The following is a 15,186-nucleotide window of genomic DNA, read 5'->3' on the forward strand; positions in this document are numbered from 1 at the left end:
ACCCAAGGAGATTTTTCATGACGAACGTCATCGCATTCCCTGACGCCCATGAACGTGATCGCCTGAAGTCCAGCCAAGATCCGGCGTTGAGATACTTGAACAAGAAAGAACGACAACTGATCGACCAACTGCGTTCGACCAGCCATGCGGGACGGCAGTACGTTTACGACTATGCGAGCATCATGCACTTGTCCAGGCCGTTGTATCCCGAGCCAGTGGACTGATCACGATCGCATAACGTCCTCGCAGCCTGCACCGCTGGATTGGCGCAGACTGCGAGGTTTCGCTTGCCGGCTTCAGCGGATCAGCGAAAAGATCAGTGCTGAAATCGCCACCACACCGGCGGCAACCACAAAGTAGTTGGACCACGCGCCAGCGTATTTACGCATGGCTGGTACTTTGTGGATGGCGTACATCGGCATCAGGAACAGCAAGGCTGAAATCACCGGCCCGCCCAGGGTTTCGATCATGCCCAGGATGCTCGGGTTGAGCGTTGCCACCAGCCAGCACACCACCAGCATGAACGCCGCGGTCATGCGGTCCAGGGCCTTGGGTGCAGGACGACGACCCGCCTTCAGAACCAGGCCTTTCAAGCCCTCGCTCGCACCGATGTAGTGGCCAAGAAACGACTTGGAAATAGCCACGAACGCGATCAGTGGCGCGACAAAGGCGATGGTCGGGTTGTTGAAGTGGTTGGCCAGGTAAGACAGGATCGAGATGTTCTGCGCCTTGGCCTCGGCCAGTTGGGCAGGCGACAGGGTCAACACGCAACTGAACACGAAGAACAGCACCATCACGACCATCAGACCGTGGGCGCGGGCCAGAATCTGCGAACTGCGCACCTCGGCGTTTTCGCCATACTGACGCTTCTGATCGACGGCAAAGGCCGAGATGATCGGTGTGTGGTTGAAAGAGAACACCATCACCGGAATGGCCAGCCACAACGTGGGTATGAACGCCGATAGCTCAGGGAACGTGGTAGCGGTGCTCAGAATGCCGCCGGTCCAGTGCGGGATGAGGAATATTGCCAGAAACAATAGTGCGACGATGAACGGATAAACCATCAGGCTCATGGCCTTGACGATGAACCGCTCGCCACAACGCACCACGGCCAGCAGCCCCATGATCAGCACAAACGCCAGTGCGGCGCGCGGCGGTGGCGTGATGTGCAACTGGTGCTCAAGAAAACTGCCGACGGTGTTGGTGAGGGCCACGCTGTAGATCAGCAGGATCGGGAAAATTGCGAAGAAATACAGCAAGGTGATCATCGCACCGGCACTCTTGCCGAAATGCTCTTCGACCACATCGGTGATGTCGGCACCTTCACGTCCTGAGAGCACGAAGCGCGTCAACCCACGGTGGGCGTAGAAGGTCATGGGAAACGCCAGCAGTGCCAGCGCCATCAATGGCCAGAAACCACCGATACCCGCGTTGATTGGCAAAAACAGGGTACCCGCACCGATGGCGGTACCGAACAATCCGAGCATCCAGGTGGTGTCATTACGATTCCATGACGCGATGCTCTCGGGAGCTACATCCAGACGTTCTACGACGCCATTAGCCTGATCATTCATCCGGTCGACTCTCCGTGGCCGGTTTATCAAAAAGGGAAACGCGTCGAAAAAACCGGCAGTTCAGCGCCCCCTCGAAAACAGCGGGCGAGATTCTCCGGGATTGTCGGCAGAAGTCAAAGGCTTGTAGGACAATAGTTTCTGCAGCACATGCTGGCATTCGAGCGCACGCCCTTTATATAAAGGGCTGGAGGACGGTCGACCTCTTGTCGAGGAATTAGTGTTTCAACAGCTTACGGGCTCAATCCAGCCGCCCACGCGGCCTAACATCCGGGAACAGTTCTGCATTTTTCCTGGAGGGGCAGCAGCGATACCATGCCGCCCTGTGCAGTACGCCCGGCAAAAAACCTTCAAGGACCAAAACGATGTTGAGCATCAACGCCGGGCCGTTCGCCCTCGCGATATCCCACCTGTTGTTGTTGGGCGCCTTGATAACGGCCACCTGGGTAGAAGCACGGCTTGTCCGGCATACCCTGTCCAGAAAGACCGCGGTATTCGGACTCTTCATTCTGGGTATCGCTACTGCACGTATCGCATTCGTCCTGACCTATTTCCCGCAGTACAGCGAAGCCCCCTGGAAGACACTGGACATCCGTGACGGCGGCTTTCTGGTCTGGGCCGGGGTTATCTGCGCCCTGCTGGGCGGCCTGATCATCGGCTGGCGCCGCCCCGAACAGCGTCGCGCCCTGACATTCGGAATCAGCATCGGACTGGCGATCTGGGTATCAGGCGGTTTTATTCTGGACCATTATCAAAAGGGCAATTCACTGCCTGATACAACCCTTCGGACGCTGACTGGCGCGCCGGTCAGGGTCTCCGACTACCGGGGCAAACCAGTGGTCATCAACCTGTGGGCCACCTGGTGCCCTCCGTGTCGCCGCGAAATGCCAGTGCTGCGCGATATGCAACGGGAACGCAAGGACATTACATTTTTGTTCGTCAATCAGGCCGAAAGCGCCGGGGAAGTCAGCGACTACCTGTCGAAACAGCAACTGGTGCTGAGCAACAGCTTTCTGGATCCGGACGGCGAGTTCGCCCGACAGGTGGGTTCGGCGGCGCTGCCCACCACTCTCTTCTATTCGCCGGATGGGCGCCTGATCGGCAGTCATCTGGGCGAATTGTCCAGCGCCAGCCTCACTCATTATCTGGATAAATAGTCAGGTATTCACCTGCCTGATTGAGATGAAGTTGTCATTGCGAGCGAAAGCCTGCTGCATCGTTTCACCTATCCATGTATAAATGCGCTTACACATTGGCCCTCTCGGAGACTCAGCGCATGCGTTACGCGCTTGATCATAAGGCCCAAACGCACCAACGCATTGTCAAGGAAGCGTCCATGCGCTTCCGTCGTGACGGCATTGGTGCTACGGGCTTGCAACCTTTGATGAAGGCACTTGGCTTGACCCATGGCGGGTTCTACGCGCATTTCAAATCCAAGGATGATCTTGTTGAACAGGCATTGAGTCACGCCTTCGACAATGTAAAAGGAATCACCAGCGACGTGTTCGCCAGACAGGACTCGCTTAGTGAATTCATTGATCTCTACCTATCGATAGCCAGCCGCGATGCGGAAGACGGCGGGTGTCCATTACCGACTATGTGCCTGGAACTGGGCCAGCGAGATCAGCCCAGCATGACGACGGATAAAATCATCCTTCACCTGCTGGAGAAGTTCGACAAGCCCCTGGCGGAGAATGGACTGGAGTCCAAAAGCCTGCCGGTGCTGTCCGCACTGGTAGGTGGTCTGGCACTCGCACGCGGCGCTTTTGACGAGGAGCTGTCACAGCGCATTCTGGACACGACCCGCGAATATCTCAAAAAGGAGATAAAAAAGAGCACCAACTGACCCTCTGGAACAGATACTTTCCCGGGAAGCTTCCCGGCGAGAGTTTATAAACACACAGGCCGATCATTGATCGGCCTGTGTGTTTAACGGATGAAACGCTGATCAGTCGATTGCAAGCTTTTCGCGATTCCTCTCCAGAATGGCCTTGCCGATTCCCTTTACCTCGATCAGTTCATCAATCGACGTAAAATCGCCGTTGGCTTCCCGGTAAGCCACAATGGCATCAGCCTTGTTCTTGCCGATTCCCGCCAGTTCTTTCTGCAGTGTCTGCGCATCGGCAGTATTGAGATTGACCCTGTCCTTGCGTTGCTCATGCGCCATAGCGGGCGCTGTGCCTTCCAGCATCGGCGAATGGGATACCGCGGGCTCTGACATGGCGGGCTGAGACGCAGGGGCGGCGTTGACCGCAACCGAGGCACTGGTGAGCAAGGCAAAGATCAAGGCACTGAAGATAGGGGTTCGCATAGATAAAGCTCCATAGCAGTTCAAGGCAGCATTCCACATGCTGTGCCTGAAACTTAGACCAGCGTCCCCCCTTGGAAAAGCAGTCGAGCGTTGCTGCCTGTTGCCGGATCGTTCAACGTATTTCCGCCTCTGCCCGGCACCCCGACAGCACGGATGAAATCACGTTTCGCCGCTGCGTTCCTGATACATCCAGTCAACGATTTCACCCTCTGGCGTATAACCGTTTACCGTTTCGCGCAGCAACTGACGCACGCTGGTGTAATCGTCGCGGTCGACCGCATCCAGCAGTTTTGTCAGGCGGCCTTTCAATACGTCCCACGGCAGGCAATCTTCGTTTGCACTCATGATCATCGGGTGCTCGGTGGCAACCACGTTGTCGCCGATCAACAGCTCTTCATAGAGTTTTTCGCCAGGACGCAGCCCGGTGAACTCGATGGAGATATCACCGTGCGGGTTTTTCTCCGAGCGAATGGCCAGACCGGACAGGTGGATCATCTTCTCGGCCAGTTCGACAATCTTGACCGGCTCACCCATATCGAGAACGAAAACGTCGCCGCCATGCCCCATGGAGCCCGCCTGAATGACCAACTGAGCGGCTTCGGGGATGGTCATGAAATAGCGGGTGATCTTGGGATGCGTCACCGTCAGCGGCCCGCCTGACTGGATCTGCTTGTGGAACAGCGGAATCACCGAACCGGACGAGCCCAGCACGTTGCCGAAGCGAACCATGGTAAAGCGGGTCTTGTTGACCTGATAGACATTGGCCTTGTCACCGAAGATCACTGGCGCGGTTTCGCGGCTCAGTGCCTGCAATATCAATTCGGCGAGGCGTTTGGTGCTGCCCATCACATTGGTCGGGCGGACCGCCTTGTCTGTAGAGATCAGGACAAAGTTGGACACCCCTGCCTGCAACGCGGCCTGGGCGGTATTGAGCGTACCCACGACATTGTTGATGACGCCTTCGGCAATATTGTGCTCGACCATCGGCACATGCTTGTAGGCCGCAGCGTGATAGACCGTGTCGACTTTCCAGGTTTTCATGATCGACAGCAGTTTGGGGTGGTTGCGCACCGAACCGAGTATGGGCAGCAATTTAACCGAGAGTGACTCGCGAGCCGAGCGCTGTTCAAGCTCGGAGAGAATGCTGTAGAGATTGAACTCGCTATGGTCCAGCAACAGTAACTGGGTAGGTTTCAGCAGCAGTATCTGTCGGCACAGTTCAGAACCGATCGAGCCGCCTGCGCCGGTCACCAGCACCGTTTTGCCCTTGATGCAGTGCTCAAGCAGGTTATCGCGGGCCGGGACTGCATCGCGCCCCAGAAGGTCTGCGATGTCGACTTCCTGAAGGTCGTCGACCTTGACCCTGCCAGCGGCCAGGTCCATGAAACCCGGAACGCTTCGTACGTGCAGCGGAAAGCCTTCCAGAAAACCGAGGATTTCCCGACGTCGCCCACGCGACGATGACGGGATTGCCAACAGGATTTCCTGAGCCCCCGTGGAATCTATCATTCGCTGGATGTTTCGCGGTTTGTAGACCTGAAGGCCGGAAATGACCCGGTTGGAAATCGACTCATCATCATCGATGAACGCCACCGGATGCATCAGACGCCCCATGCGCAATGCAGCGACCAACTGGTTTCCCGCAGCACCAGCGCCGTAAATGGCGACCTTCTGCAAACCGTTGTCGCTCTTGGCGAAGGGCACGTGCTGCGCTGCAGCGAACCAGTCGCCGAGAAAGTACTGCCGCATGGCCAGTCGCAGACCGCCAATCATGACCATGCTCAGCCACCAGTAATTGAAGATCACCGAGCGCGGGACCAATTGCTGGTGATTACTGTAAACGTAAACCATGCAACCAAGGATCAACGACGACATCGTGACGGCCTTGATGATGGCAATCAGCGCATCATTGCCGAAATAGCGCATCACTGCGCGGTACATGCCGAACCGGATGAACAGCGGGATAGCCGCAACAGGCGCACTGATGAACAGCCAGGTGTGCTTCTCGAGAGGATTGATCAGCTCATCGATACCCAGTCGTACGACAAACGCCATCCACAGAGCCAGCCAGACCAGAATAACGTCGGCAGCAACCTGAATTATTCGTTTTTTGCGGCGTGGTAGAGCCAGTAACCTGGCCCGCAACCTGCTCATCAATTTTTTTATGCTCCGTTATGCTACCGGTTGCAACATGACCTGAAATCGGTATCAGTGAAACAGCTACGTGTCTGAGACAACCAGAAAAACACTTCGTTACCTTATTCTGCCTTGCCGGCGTGGAACTTCAACGCCAGTAGAATCAGCGGGCTGTAGGCAACTACCGCCCATATAAGCCCTTCTCCATCGCCCAGCGCAACCCATAGTGCAATGGGCAGCAACCAGACAAGATTGATCAGCCCCACTGTAAGCGTAACCGGCACATGCCTGCCGTAATGACGCGACGCAAACTGATACGCGTGGCTGCGATGCGCCTCGTAGAGCCTTTCTCTGCGTAACAGGCGTCGCACAAGGGTTACGGTCGCGTCGACGATAAACACTCCCAGCAGAATCAACCAGGACCAGAATAACTGAGGTGAGGCCCAGGAACCCTGAATGGATAGCACACCGAGCGCTATGCCGAGGAAACCGCTGCCCGCATCGCCCATGAATATCTTCGCCGGAGGGAAGTTCCAGTAGAGGAATCCCGCCGCGGCAGCGCCCAGCATGAGTACCTCCCAGGACAGTCCGGCGTGGCCGCTCAACGCATAGATAATGCTCATGCCCAGACATACCGTGACCGCCTCGATACCGGCGATACCGTCTATTCCGTCCATGAAGTTGTATAGGTTGAGCATCCACACCAGATAGAACGCCGCGAGCACCTGCCAGAGCGGCCCTGCGTCGAACGTCCAGCCCATGAACTCAAGCGGAGCGAGGCCGCCCAGCCAGAACAAGGCCCAGGCAGCCGCAGCAAAGTGTCCCAGCAGGCGCCATCGTGCGGCGATATGCCCGTGATCGTCCATGAAACCGATCACAGCCACCAGGCCTCCCGAGCCAACGATTGCGACAAGCGCAGAGGACGGCAGATGACCGGCCCACCCCAGGACAGCCATCGCCATGATGAAAGTGATGACGATGGCAACGCCGCCGCCTCTGGGCGTGGGCATGGAATGCGAACTTCGGGCGTTTGGAATGTCAATCAGACTTTTGGCAAGCGCATACTTGCGCAGCAACGCCGTTAGAATCAGAGACAGAAAGGCAATAGCGATTACCGACAGCCACTCAATCATGCTTGTCGTGTTCCAGATAATATCGAGCAGTGTCCTGCATGGCGTGTTCAATACTCACAGGTGGATGCCAATCCAGCATCGTACAGGTTTTACTGATATCGACCTGCAGCGAGTTGCACAGCCGTTGTGAAAAAGCTTTCTTGCCCAACAGTGCTGCAGCCGCTTTCAACAGCGAGGCCGGCACCGGCAGCAGCCGGGCAGGTTTGCCCAAGGCCTTGCCCATTTCGCGCAGCAGCCTGGACGTCGACAGATCGTCCCCGTCACTGACCAGAAACGTCTGGTCAGCCGCCGCAGGATGATCGACACAGACCGTCACCAGATCTGCCAGATTATCCACCGCCACCAGGCTTCTGCGATTATCGATGGACCCGAGCGGCAACGGCAGCCCTTTGTCCAGCCAGCGCATCATGCTTCTGAAATTAGCCTTGACCCCCGGACCGTAGACCAGCACCGGTCGAATGATCACCACCTGCATACCGGTGCGGGCAGACAACTCGCGCAAGCCCTCCTCAGCCCTGTGTTTTGACACGCCGTAGGCATCCAGCGGAGTGCACGGGTCGCTGGCCGTGAATGGCGCACCCGCAAGCGTAGACTCGCCATTGGCCTTGATGGAACTGATAAAGATGAAGCGCTTGACGCCTGCCGCTGCGGCCTGCTCGGCCAGATTCAGGGTTGCGGTGACATTGGCGCGAAAGTACTCCTGATCCGGTGCGTCGGCGGTCTCATTGAGCACATGAACTCGCGCAGCACAATGAATCAGCACATCCGCGCCGGTTACAAAGCTTGCCCATTGATTATCCGGTGCCAGTGATTGTGCACTGACAACATCGATGCGCGGGCTGGAAACGACATAAGCGCCCCGGACTGCAACCCTCACAGAACAGCCTGTGCGCTCGATCAGCCGACGAACCACGGCACTGCCCACGAAACCTGTCGCACCTGTTATTGCAACCAATGCAACATCACCGCTCATGCAAACACGTCCTTCCAAATCGGCCAAATATTGCTCAAGTAACGCTTTTTGACAACTGAAATATCGTTAATCCATTTTATAACTTTCATGATGACGCTCAACGTGCAACAGGAACAATTCACAATAATCAGGCCCGGGCACTCACTTGCAAACATTCGATTATCGCGTCAGCCGACAACTAAGGTGCTCATCGTGCTTTTCAAGGGATGAGCAGTTCCAACGGGCGTTTTTCGAGCGAGTACTTACGACTCAGAATATTACCCAGCACCTTTTTCGCCGCCGCCTCGCCATGCACCAAGCGAATCTGCGTCGGCCACTCTTTCATCCCCGTGACGAACTCGACCAGTTCGACCTGATCGGCGTGGGCAGAATAGCCTTTTGCGGTATGGACCCCCGCTTTTATATCAAAGCGCTCGCGATCCAGCTCTACATAGCCACCCGACGGGCCGTGCAACTGAATGGCCTCGCCCGGTGTTCCCTTGCCCTGATAGCCGACAAATACCACGTTATGTCGCGTGTCGCCGAGCATGGCTTTCAGGTAATTGACGATTCTGCCTCCGGCACACATACCGTTACCGGCAATCACGATGGCCGGACGCGCCGTGCTGGCCAGGTAGTTGACCGTGCGCAGGTGCTCCTCATGAGTATCGACGGTAACCAGTTGTTCGAAACCCAACGGCTTTCTGCCGACGCCGAGCCTCAGCCGGGCATCCTCATCCCAATAGTCTTCGAACGACTGATAGACCCTGGTAAAACGACTCGCCAGAGGCGAATCAAGGATGATCGGCAACCTCGACCAGTCTGCGCACGGTACGTCACCGTCATCCAGGTGCTCACTGTTCCCGGCGCAATGATCCAACGGCATCTTGCGTCGCAGTATGTCTTCCAGCTCGTAGAGCAATTCCTGGGTTCGGCCGATGCTGAACGCTGGTATCAGGACGGTCCCGTTATCCTCCAGCGCCTTGTCTATGATGCGCTCCAGCCCTTGCTGACGAATGCTGCGATCTTCATGAATACGATTGCCATAGGTGCTTTCCAGGACCAGCACATCCGCGCGCTCGGGCGGCTTCGGCGCAGGCAGAAACGGTGTATGGCTTGCCCCCAGGTCACCGGAAAATACCACCCGCACAGAACGCCCTTGTGCAGGGTATTGAAGATAACACTCTATATAGGCCGAACCCAGTATGTGTCCGGCACGCTGCAAGCGGACCCGGCAATGCAGGGATTCGTTGTCGACCAGACTGAACCATCCATTGAATGGCAAAGCGATGATTCTCTTGTTGATGACGTCCAGGTAGCGCGCGACTTGCCCGGGGTCGTGTGCAAATTCGATTTTCAGGAGATCTTCCATGACCAGTGGCAACAGATGAGCACTGGGCTCACTGCACAGTATCGGCCCCTTGTAACCGGATGCCAGCAACTCGGGAATACGCCCGACATGGTCATTGTGTACATGGCTGATCAACAGCGCCCTGATAGCCTCGGGATCGAATCCGAATGAAGCCGTCCCGGACCGTCTGCCGCGCTCCTGCACCGACCCACAGTCAATCAGCAGGCTGCTCGATGCATTCATGTGCAGTTGATGACACGAGCCCGTTACTGTATCGACAGCGCCGTGATGAATGATTTGCGGGTAGGACATGCAGTCACCTTTTCTTGCCAGCCTGCTCTGAATATGCGGAACATCCGGTAGCAGGTCTGAACATTAAGTTTCGGCGCATTCTGCACTTGAACGATTCATTTTCAAGCCTTGACACAAGGCGGTCAGGGCAGCAGTAATCGACGCTGAAAATGAATATAACCCGCACCCCCTTTAAAATGGGTACGCGAATTAAAAAAGCGAATATTCCTACACGGCGAAGTAACTACTCTTCATATAAGCGAAGAATAAACCGACAGAATTATAAGGCTACTTTTTCAAAAAAAATCGTTTGAAGACACAACGAAGCGCGCCAACTCAGCGGCAGCGCATGTTGCTTCATGAACAAAAGGGAGTGAAAGACGCGCGCTATCGTGTCGCCAGATCGATCTCCGACGACGAATATCATCAACGCTGCTCAGACAGAGCGAGGGGAAGGTGTGCGCTTTTTACGAAGGCTGGCTATCCACGCCAGTACCGGGCCGATGACCATGCCCACGAGCAAGGCAAGGACAACAGGCAATGCCAGAGGAAGCTGAGGCGCCGACCAACCGAAAAACGTCACGGCGACAGACTGCCGATTCTCAAGCACAAACACGGTCGTTGCCAAAACAACGAGCAACACGGCGACGATCAAAATGACTCGTTTGAAGATACGCATCTGGTGATCCTGTGGTGAATGGCTTTAAAAGCCCTCTTCTTCATCCTCGTTGACCCGGTCCCGCAGCTCTTTTCCCGGCTTGAAATGCGGGACAAACTTGCCATCGAGACTGACCGACTGACCGGTCTTCGGGTTGCGCCCTACCCGCGGTGCGCGGTAATGCAGCGAGAAGCTGCCAAAGCCCCGAATCTCGATTCGGTCTCCGGTTGCCAGGCACTGGGACATTTGTTCAAGCATGGTCTTGATGGCCAGCTCGACATCCTTGGATGAGAGCAGCCCTTGATGGGTGACAATTCGTTCGATCAACTCCGACTTCGTCATATTTTTCCCTTCTTTTTCAAGCAGCTAGATCAGCGCTTGGAAGGTTTTAGCATGACCGGATGAATTTGAACAGCCCATCTATTGACTTATGTTCAACACCGTCTAACCAGGCATGAACAGATTACAGCGACATGACAGGAGAGCGGTACTGGAAGGGAGCTGGAGCAATAGACGAATAAGACGGCCTGAGAGGCCACTGGAGACGTTTAGTGGCTCGGACTGTGCGTGAGAGCAAGCAAGAAGCATCCGAACCCGTAGGGCCTGAACGGCATAAACAAAAAAGGACGACCGAAGTCGTCCTTTTTTTGGTCAAGCAGAACTTAGTTCTGTTTTTCCATTTGCGCGCGCAGCAGGTCACCAATAGTGGTAGGACCAGTGCTTTCAGCGACTTCAGGCTTGCTACGCAGGCTCTGGATCGCTTCTTTCTCGTCTTCAACGTCTTTCGACTTGATGGACAAGCTGATTACGCGGCTCTTGCGGTCAACGCTGATGATCTTGGCTTCGATCTCTTCGCCTTCCTTCAGAACGTTACGCGCGTCTTCAACGCGGTCACGGCTGATTTCGGAAGCCTTGAGGGTCGCTTCGATGTCGTCGGCCAGAGTGATGATGGCGCCTTTGGCGTCAACTTCTTTAACGATACCGCGAACGATGGCGCCCTTGTCATTGACAGTGACGTACTCGGAGAACGGATCGCTTTCCAGCTGCTTGATACCCAGCGAGATACGCTCACGCTCAGGATCAACCGACAGGATCACAGTGTCGAGCTCGTCGCCCTTCTTGAAGCGACGTACGGCTTCTTCGCCCACTTCGTTCCAGGAGATGTCGGACAGGTGAACCAGACCGTCGATGCCGCCGTCCAGACCAATGAAGATACCGAAATCGGTGATCGACTTGATGGTGCCGGAGATTTTATCGCCCTTGTTGAACTGGCCAGAGAAATCTTCCCATGGGTTGGATTTGCACTGTTTGATGCCGAGGGAGATACGACGACGCTCTTCATCGATGTCCAGAACCATGACTTCCACTTCGTCGCCAACCTGAACGACTTTCGAAGGGTGGATGTTCTTGTTGGTCCAGTCCATTTCGGAAACGTGTACCAGGCCTTCCACGCCTTCTTCCAGCTCTGCGAAGCAGCCGTAGTCGGTCAGGTTGGTCACACGCGCGGTAACGCGGGTGCTTTCCGGGTAGCGAGCCTTGATAGCAACCCATGGATCTTCACCCAGTTGCTTCAGACCCAGGGAAACACGATTGCGCTCGCGATCGTACTTCAGGACCTTGACATCGATCTCGTCGCCAACGTTGACGATTTCCGATGGATGCTTGATACGCTTCCAGGCCATGTCGGTAATGTGCAGCAGGCCATCGACGCCACCCAGATCGACGAATGCGCCGTAATCGGTGAGGTTCTTGACGATACCCTTGACTTGCTGACCTTCCTGCAGGGACTCGAGCAGAGCTTCGCGCTCGGCACTGTTCTCGGCTTCCAGGACACTGCGACGGGAAACGACAACGTTGTTGCGCTTCTGGTCCAGCTTGATGACCTTGAACTCGAGCTCTTTGCCTTCCAGGTGAGTCGTGTCACGCACAGGGCGGACGTCAACCAGAGAACCAGGCAGGAACGCACGGATGCCGTTAACGTCGACAGTGAAGCCGCCTTTAACCTTACCGTTGATAACGCCCTTGACCACTTCTTCAGCTGCGAAAGCCGCTTCCAGAACGATCCAGCACTCGGCACGCTTGGCTTTTTCGCGGGACAGCTTGGTTTCGCCAAAGCCATCTTCGACCGCGTCCAGCGCAACGTGAACTTCATCACCGATCTTGATGGTCAGCTCGCCAGCGTCGTTGTGGAACTGTTCCAGCGGGATGAGGCCTTCAGATTTCAGACCGGCGTGAACCGTAACCCAACCTGCCTGGTAGTCGATATCAACGATGATCGCGGTGATGATCGAACCGGCCTGAAGGTTGAGGGTCTTTAGGCTTTCTTCAAAAAGTTCTGCAAAGCTTTCGCTCATTTTAATTCCTGTTGATCAAGGGCGAAGGATACGCCCATCTGCCACGCTCCAGACAACGTGGGTTTCGTTCAAGTAAAAGAAAGCCTGCGGGACTATGACTGGTCTCCCACACGCCTCTTCGTCATCCGGCAATACCGCGAAGCGCGATTTCACTCAGAATGCGTTCCAGCACCTGTTCGATGGACAATTCAGTGGAATCCAGCTGTATGGCGTCGTGCGCCGGCTTCAACGGTGCTACCGCTCGCTGGGTGTCACGCTCGTCGCGTGCACATATCTCATCTAGCAGACTCGACAGACTAACATCATCGCCCTTGGCCTTCAACTGCAAGTAACGTCGACGCGCACGCTCCTCGGCACTGGCGGTGAGGAATATCTTCAGCGGTGCATCCGGGAAGACCACGGTGCCCATGTCTCGACCGTCCGCGACCAGGCCCGGCTCTTCCTGAAACGCGCGCTGGCGCAACAACAACGCATCGCGCACCGCCGGCAGCGAGGCCACCTGCGATGCGCCGCTGCCGACCTGTTCGTTGCGAATGGCGTGGGTGACGTCCTCGCCTTCCAGAATGATGCGCTGCCCCTGCCCTGCCGCAGTCGCCTCGAACTGAACATCCAGATGAGCGGCCAAGAGCTTGAGCGCTTCTTCATTGGTCAGGTCGACACCGTGATTGCGCGCCGCGAAAGCCAGCAGGCGATACAACGCGCCGGAGTCAAGCAGGCACCAGCCGAGCTTTCTGGCCAGCAACCCGGCGACCGTGCCCTTTCCGGAACCGCTGGGTCCGTCGATGGTAATAACAGGAGCTTTGATTTTCACTTTTTGTCCTCTTGCGCTACACGCATGCCAACTTGAGCGCACAGCGCCAGAAAATGGGGAAACAATGCGGCGGCATCCGCGCACGCCTGAATACGGATGGGCGCCGAAGCCCTCAACGATGCAACGCGAAACGCCATGACGATACGCTGATCACCGCGAGCATCCACCTCGCCGCCACCCGGCACACCGCCTTCGATAATGATGCCATCCAGCACGGGCTCGGCCTCGATGCCGACAGCCAGCAAACCGTCAGCCATCAGCCTGACGCACTCTGCCTCATCGGCTTGCAGGGCCTGCGCGCCGCGCAGAATGGTACGCCCTTCTGCGCAGGCTGCGGCAACAAGAAGCACCGGAAATTCATTGAGCGCCAGCGGCACCAGCGCTTCGGGGATGTCAGCGCCTTTGAGCCGGGCCGAGCGAACGTGCAGGTCAGCGACCGTTTCATCCGCCAGCTTGCGGACGTTCTGCAGCACGATATCGCCGCCCATCAGGCGCAAGATATCGATCGCCCCCTCGCACGAGGAACTGACGGAAACGTCCTCCAGCAGCAGATCGCAGCCTTCACTGATCGACGTCGCGACCATGAACAGCACCGCCGACGTCACATCCACCGGCCCTTTGATGCGATGACTGACACCCTCCGCAGCCCCGCCGTGAATCGCACGAGGCTCGCCAGCTGAGCTATCGACACGGGCACGGCTGGCGAGGATTCTGCCAAAGTGCTCTCTCGCTGCGCGCGCGCGGGTAAATACGTCCATCAACTGCGCGCCGTCACCGGCATCCACTGCGTCGCGCAAGGCGTCGAGATCGGTGCGAAAGCTGTCCAGAGTGCGCAGTACAGCATCACGGTTGGCCATGAAAATGTCATGCCACATGGTCGGATCGCTGCCTGCGATGCGCGTGAAATCACGAAACCCGCCTGCGGCATACCTGAATATGTCGAGGTTTTCGTTGCGCTTGGCCAGCGAATCGACCAGACCGAATGCCAACAGGTGCGGCAGATGGCTGGTGGCAGCCAGCACCTCATCGTGGCGCTCGACCTGCATGCGCTCTACGTCAGCCCCCAGGGCAGACCACAACTGGTCGACAATCGCCACCGCATGAGGATCGGTTTCAGCCAGCGGCGTGAGAATGACCTTATGGCGACGAAACAGCGCCGCATTGGACGCCTCGACGCCGCTCTGCTCGGAACCGGCAATCGGATGGCCGGGCACGAAGCGCGACGGCATGTGCCCGAACGCCTGACGTGCAGCCCTCACCACATTGCCTTTGGCGCTGCCGACATCGGTCAGGATTGCCTGTCCCAGATCGATAGGCGCCAGCAGCGCAAGCAGCTTTTCCATGGCCAGTATCGGCACTGCCAGCTGAATCACGTCAGCGCCACGGCAGGCTACAGCAAGATCGGCCTCACAACGGTCCACGACCCCCAGCTCGACCGCCAGCTGTCGCGACTGCGGATCAAGATCGACACCGACCACCTCGCGACACAGCCCGCTTTCGCGTACGCCCTTGGCAAAGGAACCACCGATCAGCCCAAGCCCGACGACCACCAGACGACCGATCAGCGGCCGTACTGACTGCTCTGCAATCACATCAACCACGCGAACATACCTGACAG

The 15,186-nt window shown here is 56.7% G+C and carries 14 protein-coding genes; 3 read left to right on the plus strand and 11 right to left on the minus strand.

Going from position 1 to position 15,186, the window contains the following annotated elements:
* Nucleotides 1-17 precede the first annotated feature (17 nt).
* The gene (locus tag KUIN1_RS18740) at nt 18-224 is read left to right on the plus strand and encodes a hypothetical protein (protein WP_002554553.1); all 207 of its coding nucleotides are present in this window, start codon (nt 18-20) and stop codon (nt 222-224) included.
* Between the two features lie 72 nt (nt 225-296).
* Here KUIN1_RS18740 and KUIN1_RS18745 read toward each other — a convergent pair whose 3' ends face one another.
* Nucleotides 297-1,574 carry an aromatic amino acid transport family protein gene (locus KUIN1_RS18745; protein ID WP_011268556.1) on the minus strand — a complete coding sequence of 426 codons (1,278 nt, stop codon included), beginning with the start codon at nt 1,572-1,574 and terminating at the stop codon, nt 297-299.
* 362 nt (nt 1,575-1,936) lie between these two features.
* Here KUIN1_RS18745 and KUIN1_RS18750 point away from each other — a divergent pair, with 362 nt between their 5' ends.
* The gene (locus tag KUIN1_RS18750; RefSeq protein WP_003404217.1) at nt 1,937-2,728 is read left to right on the plus strand and encodes a TlpA disulfide reductase family protein; all 792 of its coding nucleotides are present in this window, start codon (nt 1,937-1,939) and stop codon (nt 2,726-2,728) included.
* 119 nt (nt 2,729-2,847) lie between these two features.
* Nucleotides 2,848-3,417 carry a TetR/AcrR family transcriptional regulator gene (locus KUIN1_RS18755; RefSeq protein WP_011268557.1) on the plus strand — a complete coding sequence of 190 codons (570 nt, stop codon included), beginning with the start codon at nt 2,848-2,850 and terminating at the stop codon, nt 3,415-3,417.
* A 102-nt stretch (nt 3,418-3,519) separates the two neighbouring features.
* Here KUIN1_RS18755 and KUIN1_RS18760 read toward each other — a convergent pair whose 3' ends face one another.
* The 10 genes from KUIN1_RS18760 to KUIN1_RS18805 all read right to left on the minus strand — a co-directional run bounded on the left by KUIN1_RS18760 (nt 3,520) and on the right by KUIN1_RS18805 (nt 15,169).
* Complete coding sequence (locus KUIN1_RS18760) at nt 3,520-3,882, minus strand: ComEA family DNA-binding protein (protein ID WP_024638889.1); 363 nt, start codon at nt 3,880-3,882, stop codon at nt 3,520-3,522.
* Between the two features lie 159 nt (nt 3,883-4,041).
* Nucleotides 4,042-6,036: a polysaccharide biosynthesis protein gene (locus KUIN1_RS18765; RefSeq protein ID WP_003404223.1), complete on the minus strand. Its 1,995-nt coding sequence runs from the start codon at nt 6,034-6,036 to the stop codon at nt 4,042-4,044.
* Between the two features lie 104 nt (nt 6,037-6,140).
* Nucleotides 6,141-7,151 carry an MraY family glycosyltransferase gene (locus tag KUIN1_RS18770; protein ID WP_024660911.1) on the minus strand — a complete coding sequence of 337 codons (1,011 nt, stop codon included), beginning with the start codon at nt 7,149-7,151 and terminating at the stop codon, nt 6,141-6,143.
* Nucleotides 7,144-8,124, minus strand: a complete 981-nt coding sequence (locus KUIN1_RS18775) for a UDP-glucose 4-epimerase family protein (protein WP_003404227.1) — start codon at nt 8,122-8,124, stop codon at nt 7,144-7,146. Before KUIN1_RS18775 ends, KUIN1_RS18770 begins: the two co-directional genes overlap by 8 nt.
* A gap of 199 nt (nt 8,125-8,323) precedes the next feature.
* Nucleotides 8,324-9,766, minus strand: a complete 1,443-nt coding sequence (locus tag KUIN1_RS18780) for an MBL fold metallo-hydrolase (protein ID WP_152092171.1) — start codon at nt 9,764-9,766, stop codon at nt 8,324-8,326.
* A gap of 415 nt (nt 9,767-10,181) precedes the next feature.
* Nucleotides 10,182-10,424 carry a lipopolysaccharide assembly protein LapA domain-containing protein gene (locus KUIN1_RS18785; protein ID WP_003404230.1) on the minus strand — a complete coding sequence of 81 codons (243 nt, stop codon included), beginning with the start codon at nt 10,422-10,424 and terminating at the stop codon, nt 10,182-10,184.
* Between the two features lie 24 nt (nt 10,425-10,448).
* A complete protein-coding gene (gene ihfB / locus KUIN1_RS18790) occupies nt 10,449-10,745 on the minus strand; it encodes an integration host factor subunit beta (RefSeq protein WP_002554561.1) in 297 nt (98 codons plus the stop codon).
* A 320-nt stretch (nt 10,746-11,065) separates the two neighbouring features.
* On the minus strand, nt 11,066-12,757 hold the full coding sequence (gene rpsA, locus KUIN1_RS18795) for a 30S ribosomal protein S1 (protein ID WP_002554562.1): 1,692 nt from the start codon (nt 12,755-12,757) through the stop codon (nt 11,066-11,068).
* A 121-nt stretch (nt 12,758-12,878) separates the two neighbouring features.
* Complete coding sequence (cmk, locus tag KUIN1_RS18800) at nt 12,879-13,568, minus strand: (d)CMP kinase (protein WP_002554563.1); 690 nt, start codon at nt 13,566-13,568, stop codon at nt 12,879-12,881.
* Nucleotides 13,565-15,169 (minus strand): prephenate dehydrogenase/arogenate dehydrogenase family protein, encoded by a 1,605-nt coding sequence (locus KUIN1_RS18805; RefSeq protein ID WP_103714421.1) that lies wholly within the window; start codon nt 15,167-15,169, stop codon nt 13,565-13,567. Before KUIN1_RS18805 ends, cmk begins: the two co-directional genes overlap by 4 nt.
* Nucleotides 15,170-15,186 lie beyond the last annotated feature (17 nt).

Source organism: Pseudomonas sp. KUIN-1, from assembly GCF_009176725.1.
GTDB classification, from domain to species: Bacteria; Pseudomonadota; Gammaproteobacteria; order Pseudomonadales; family Pseudomonadaceae; genus Aquipseudomonas; species Aquipseudomonas fragariae.

What these genes read in the sequence shown, in the direction of transcription:
- KUIN1_RS18780 (WP_152092171.1), bottom strand. Translation starts at nt 9,766, where the DNA reads ATGTCCTACCCGCAAATCATTCATCACGGCGCTGTCGATACAGTAACG.
- KUIN1_RS18770 (WP_024660911.1), bottom strand. Translation starts at nt 7,151, where the DNA reads ATGATTGAGTGGCTGTCGGTAATCGCTATTGCCTTTCTGTCTCTGATT.
- KUIN1_RS18775 (WP_003404227.1), bottom strand. Translation starts at nt 8,124, where the DNA reads ATGAGCGGTGATGTTGCATTGGTTGCAATAACAGGTGCGACAGGTTTC.
- KUIN1_RS18785 (WP_003404230.1), bottom strand. Translation starts at nt 10,424, where the DNA reads ATGCGTATCTTCAAACGAGTCATTTTGATCGTCGCCGTGTTGCTCGTT.
- KUIN1_RS18760 (WP_024638889.1), bottom strand. Translation starts at nt 3,882, where the DNA reads ATGCGAACCCCTATCTTCAGTGCCTTGATCTTTGCCTTGCTCACCAGT.
- rpsA (WP_002554562.1), bottom strand. Translation starts at nt 12,757, where the DNA reads ATGAGCGAAAGCTTTGCAGAACTTTTTGAAGAAAGCCTAAAGACCCTC.
- KUIN1_RS18750 (WP_003404217.1), top strand. Translation starts at nt 1,937, where the DNA reads ATGTTGAGCATCAACGCCGGGCCGTTCGCCCTCGCGATATCCCACCTG.
- KUIN1_RS18755 (WP_011268557.1), top strand. Translation starts at nt 2,848, where the DNA reads ATGCGTTACGCGCTTGATCATAAGGCCCAAACGCACCAACGCATTGTC.
- KUIN1_RS18740 (WP_002554553.1), top strand. Translation starts at nt 18, where the DNA reads ATGACGAACGTCATCGCATTCCCTGACGCCCATGAACGTGATCGCCTG.
- KUIN1_RS18745 (WP_011268556.1), bottom strand. Translation starts at nt 1,574, where the DNA reads ATGAATGATCAGGCTAATGGCGTCGTAGAACGTCTGGATGTAGCTCCC.
- ihfB (WP_002554561.1), bottom strand. Translation starts at nt 10,745, where the DNA reads ATGACGAAGTCGGAGTTGATCGAACGAATTGTCACCCATCAAGGGCTG.
- KUIN1_RS18765 (WP_003404223.1), bottom strand. Translation starts at nt 6,036, where the DNA reads ATGAGCAGGTTGCGGGCCAGGTTACTGGCTCTACCACGCCGCAAAAAA.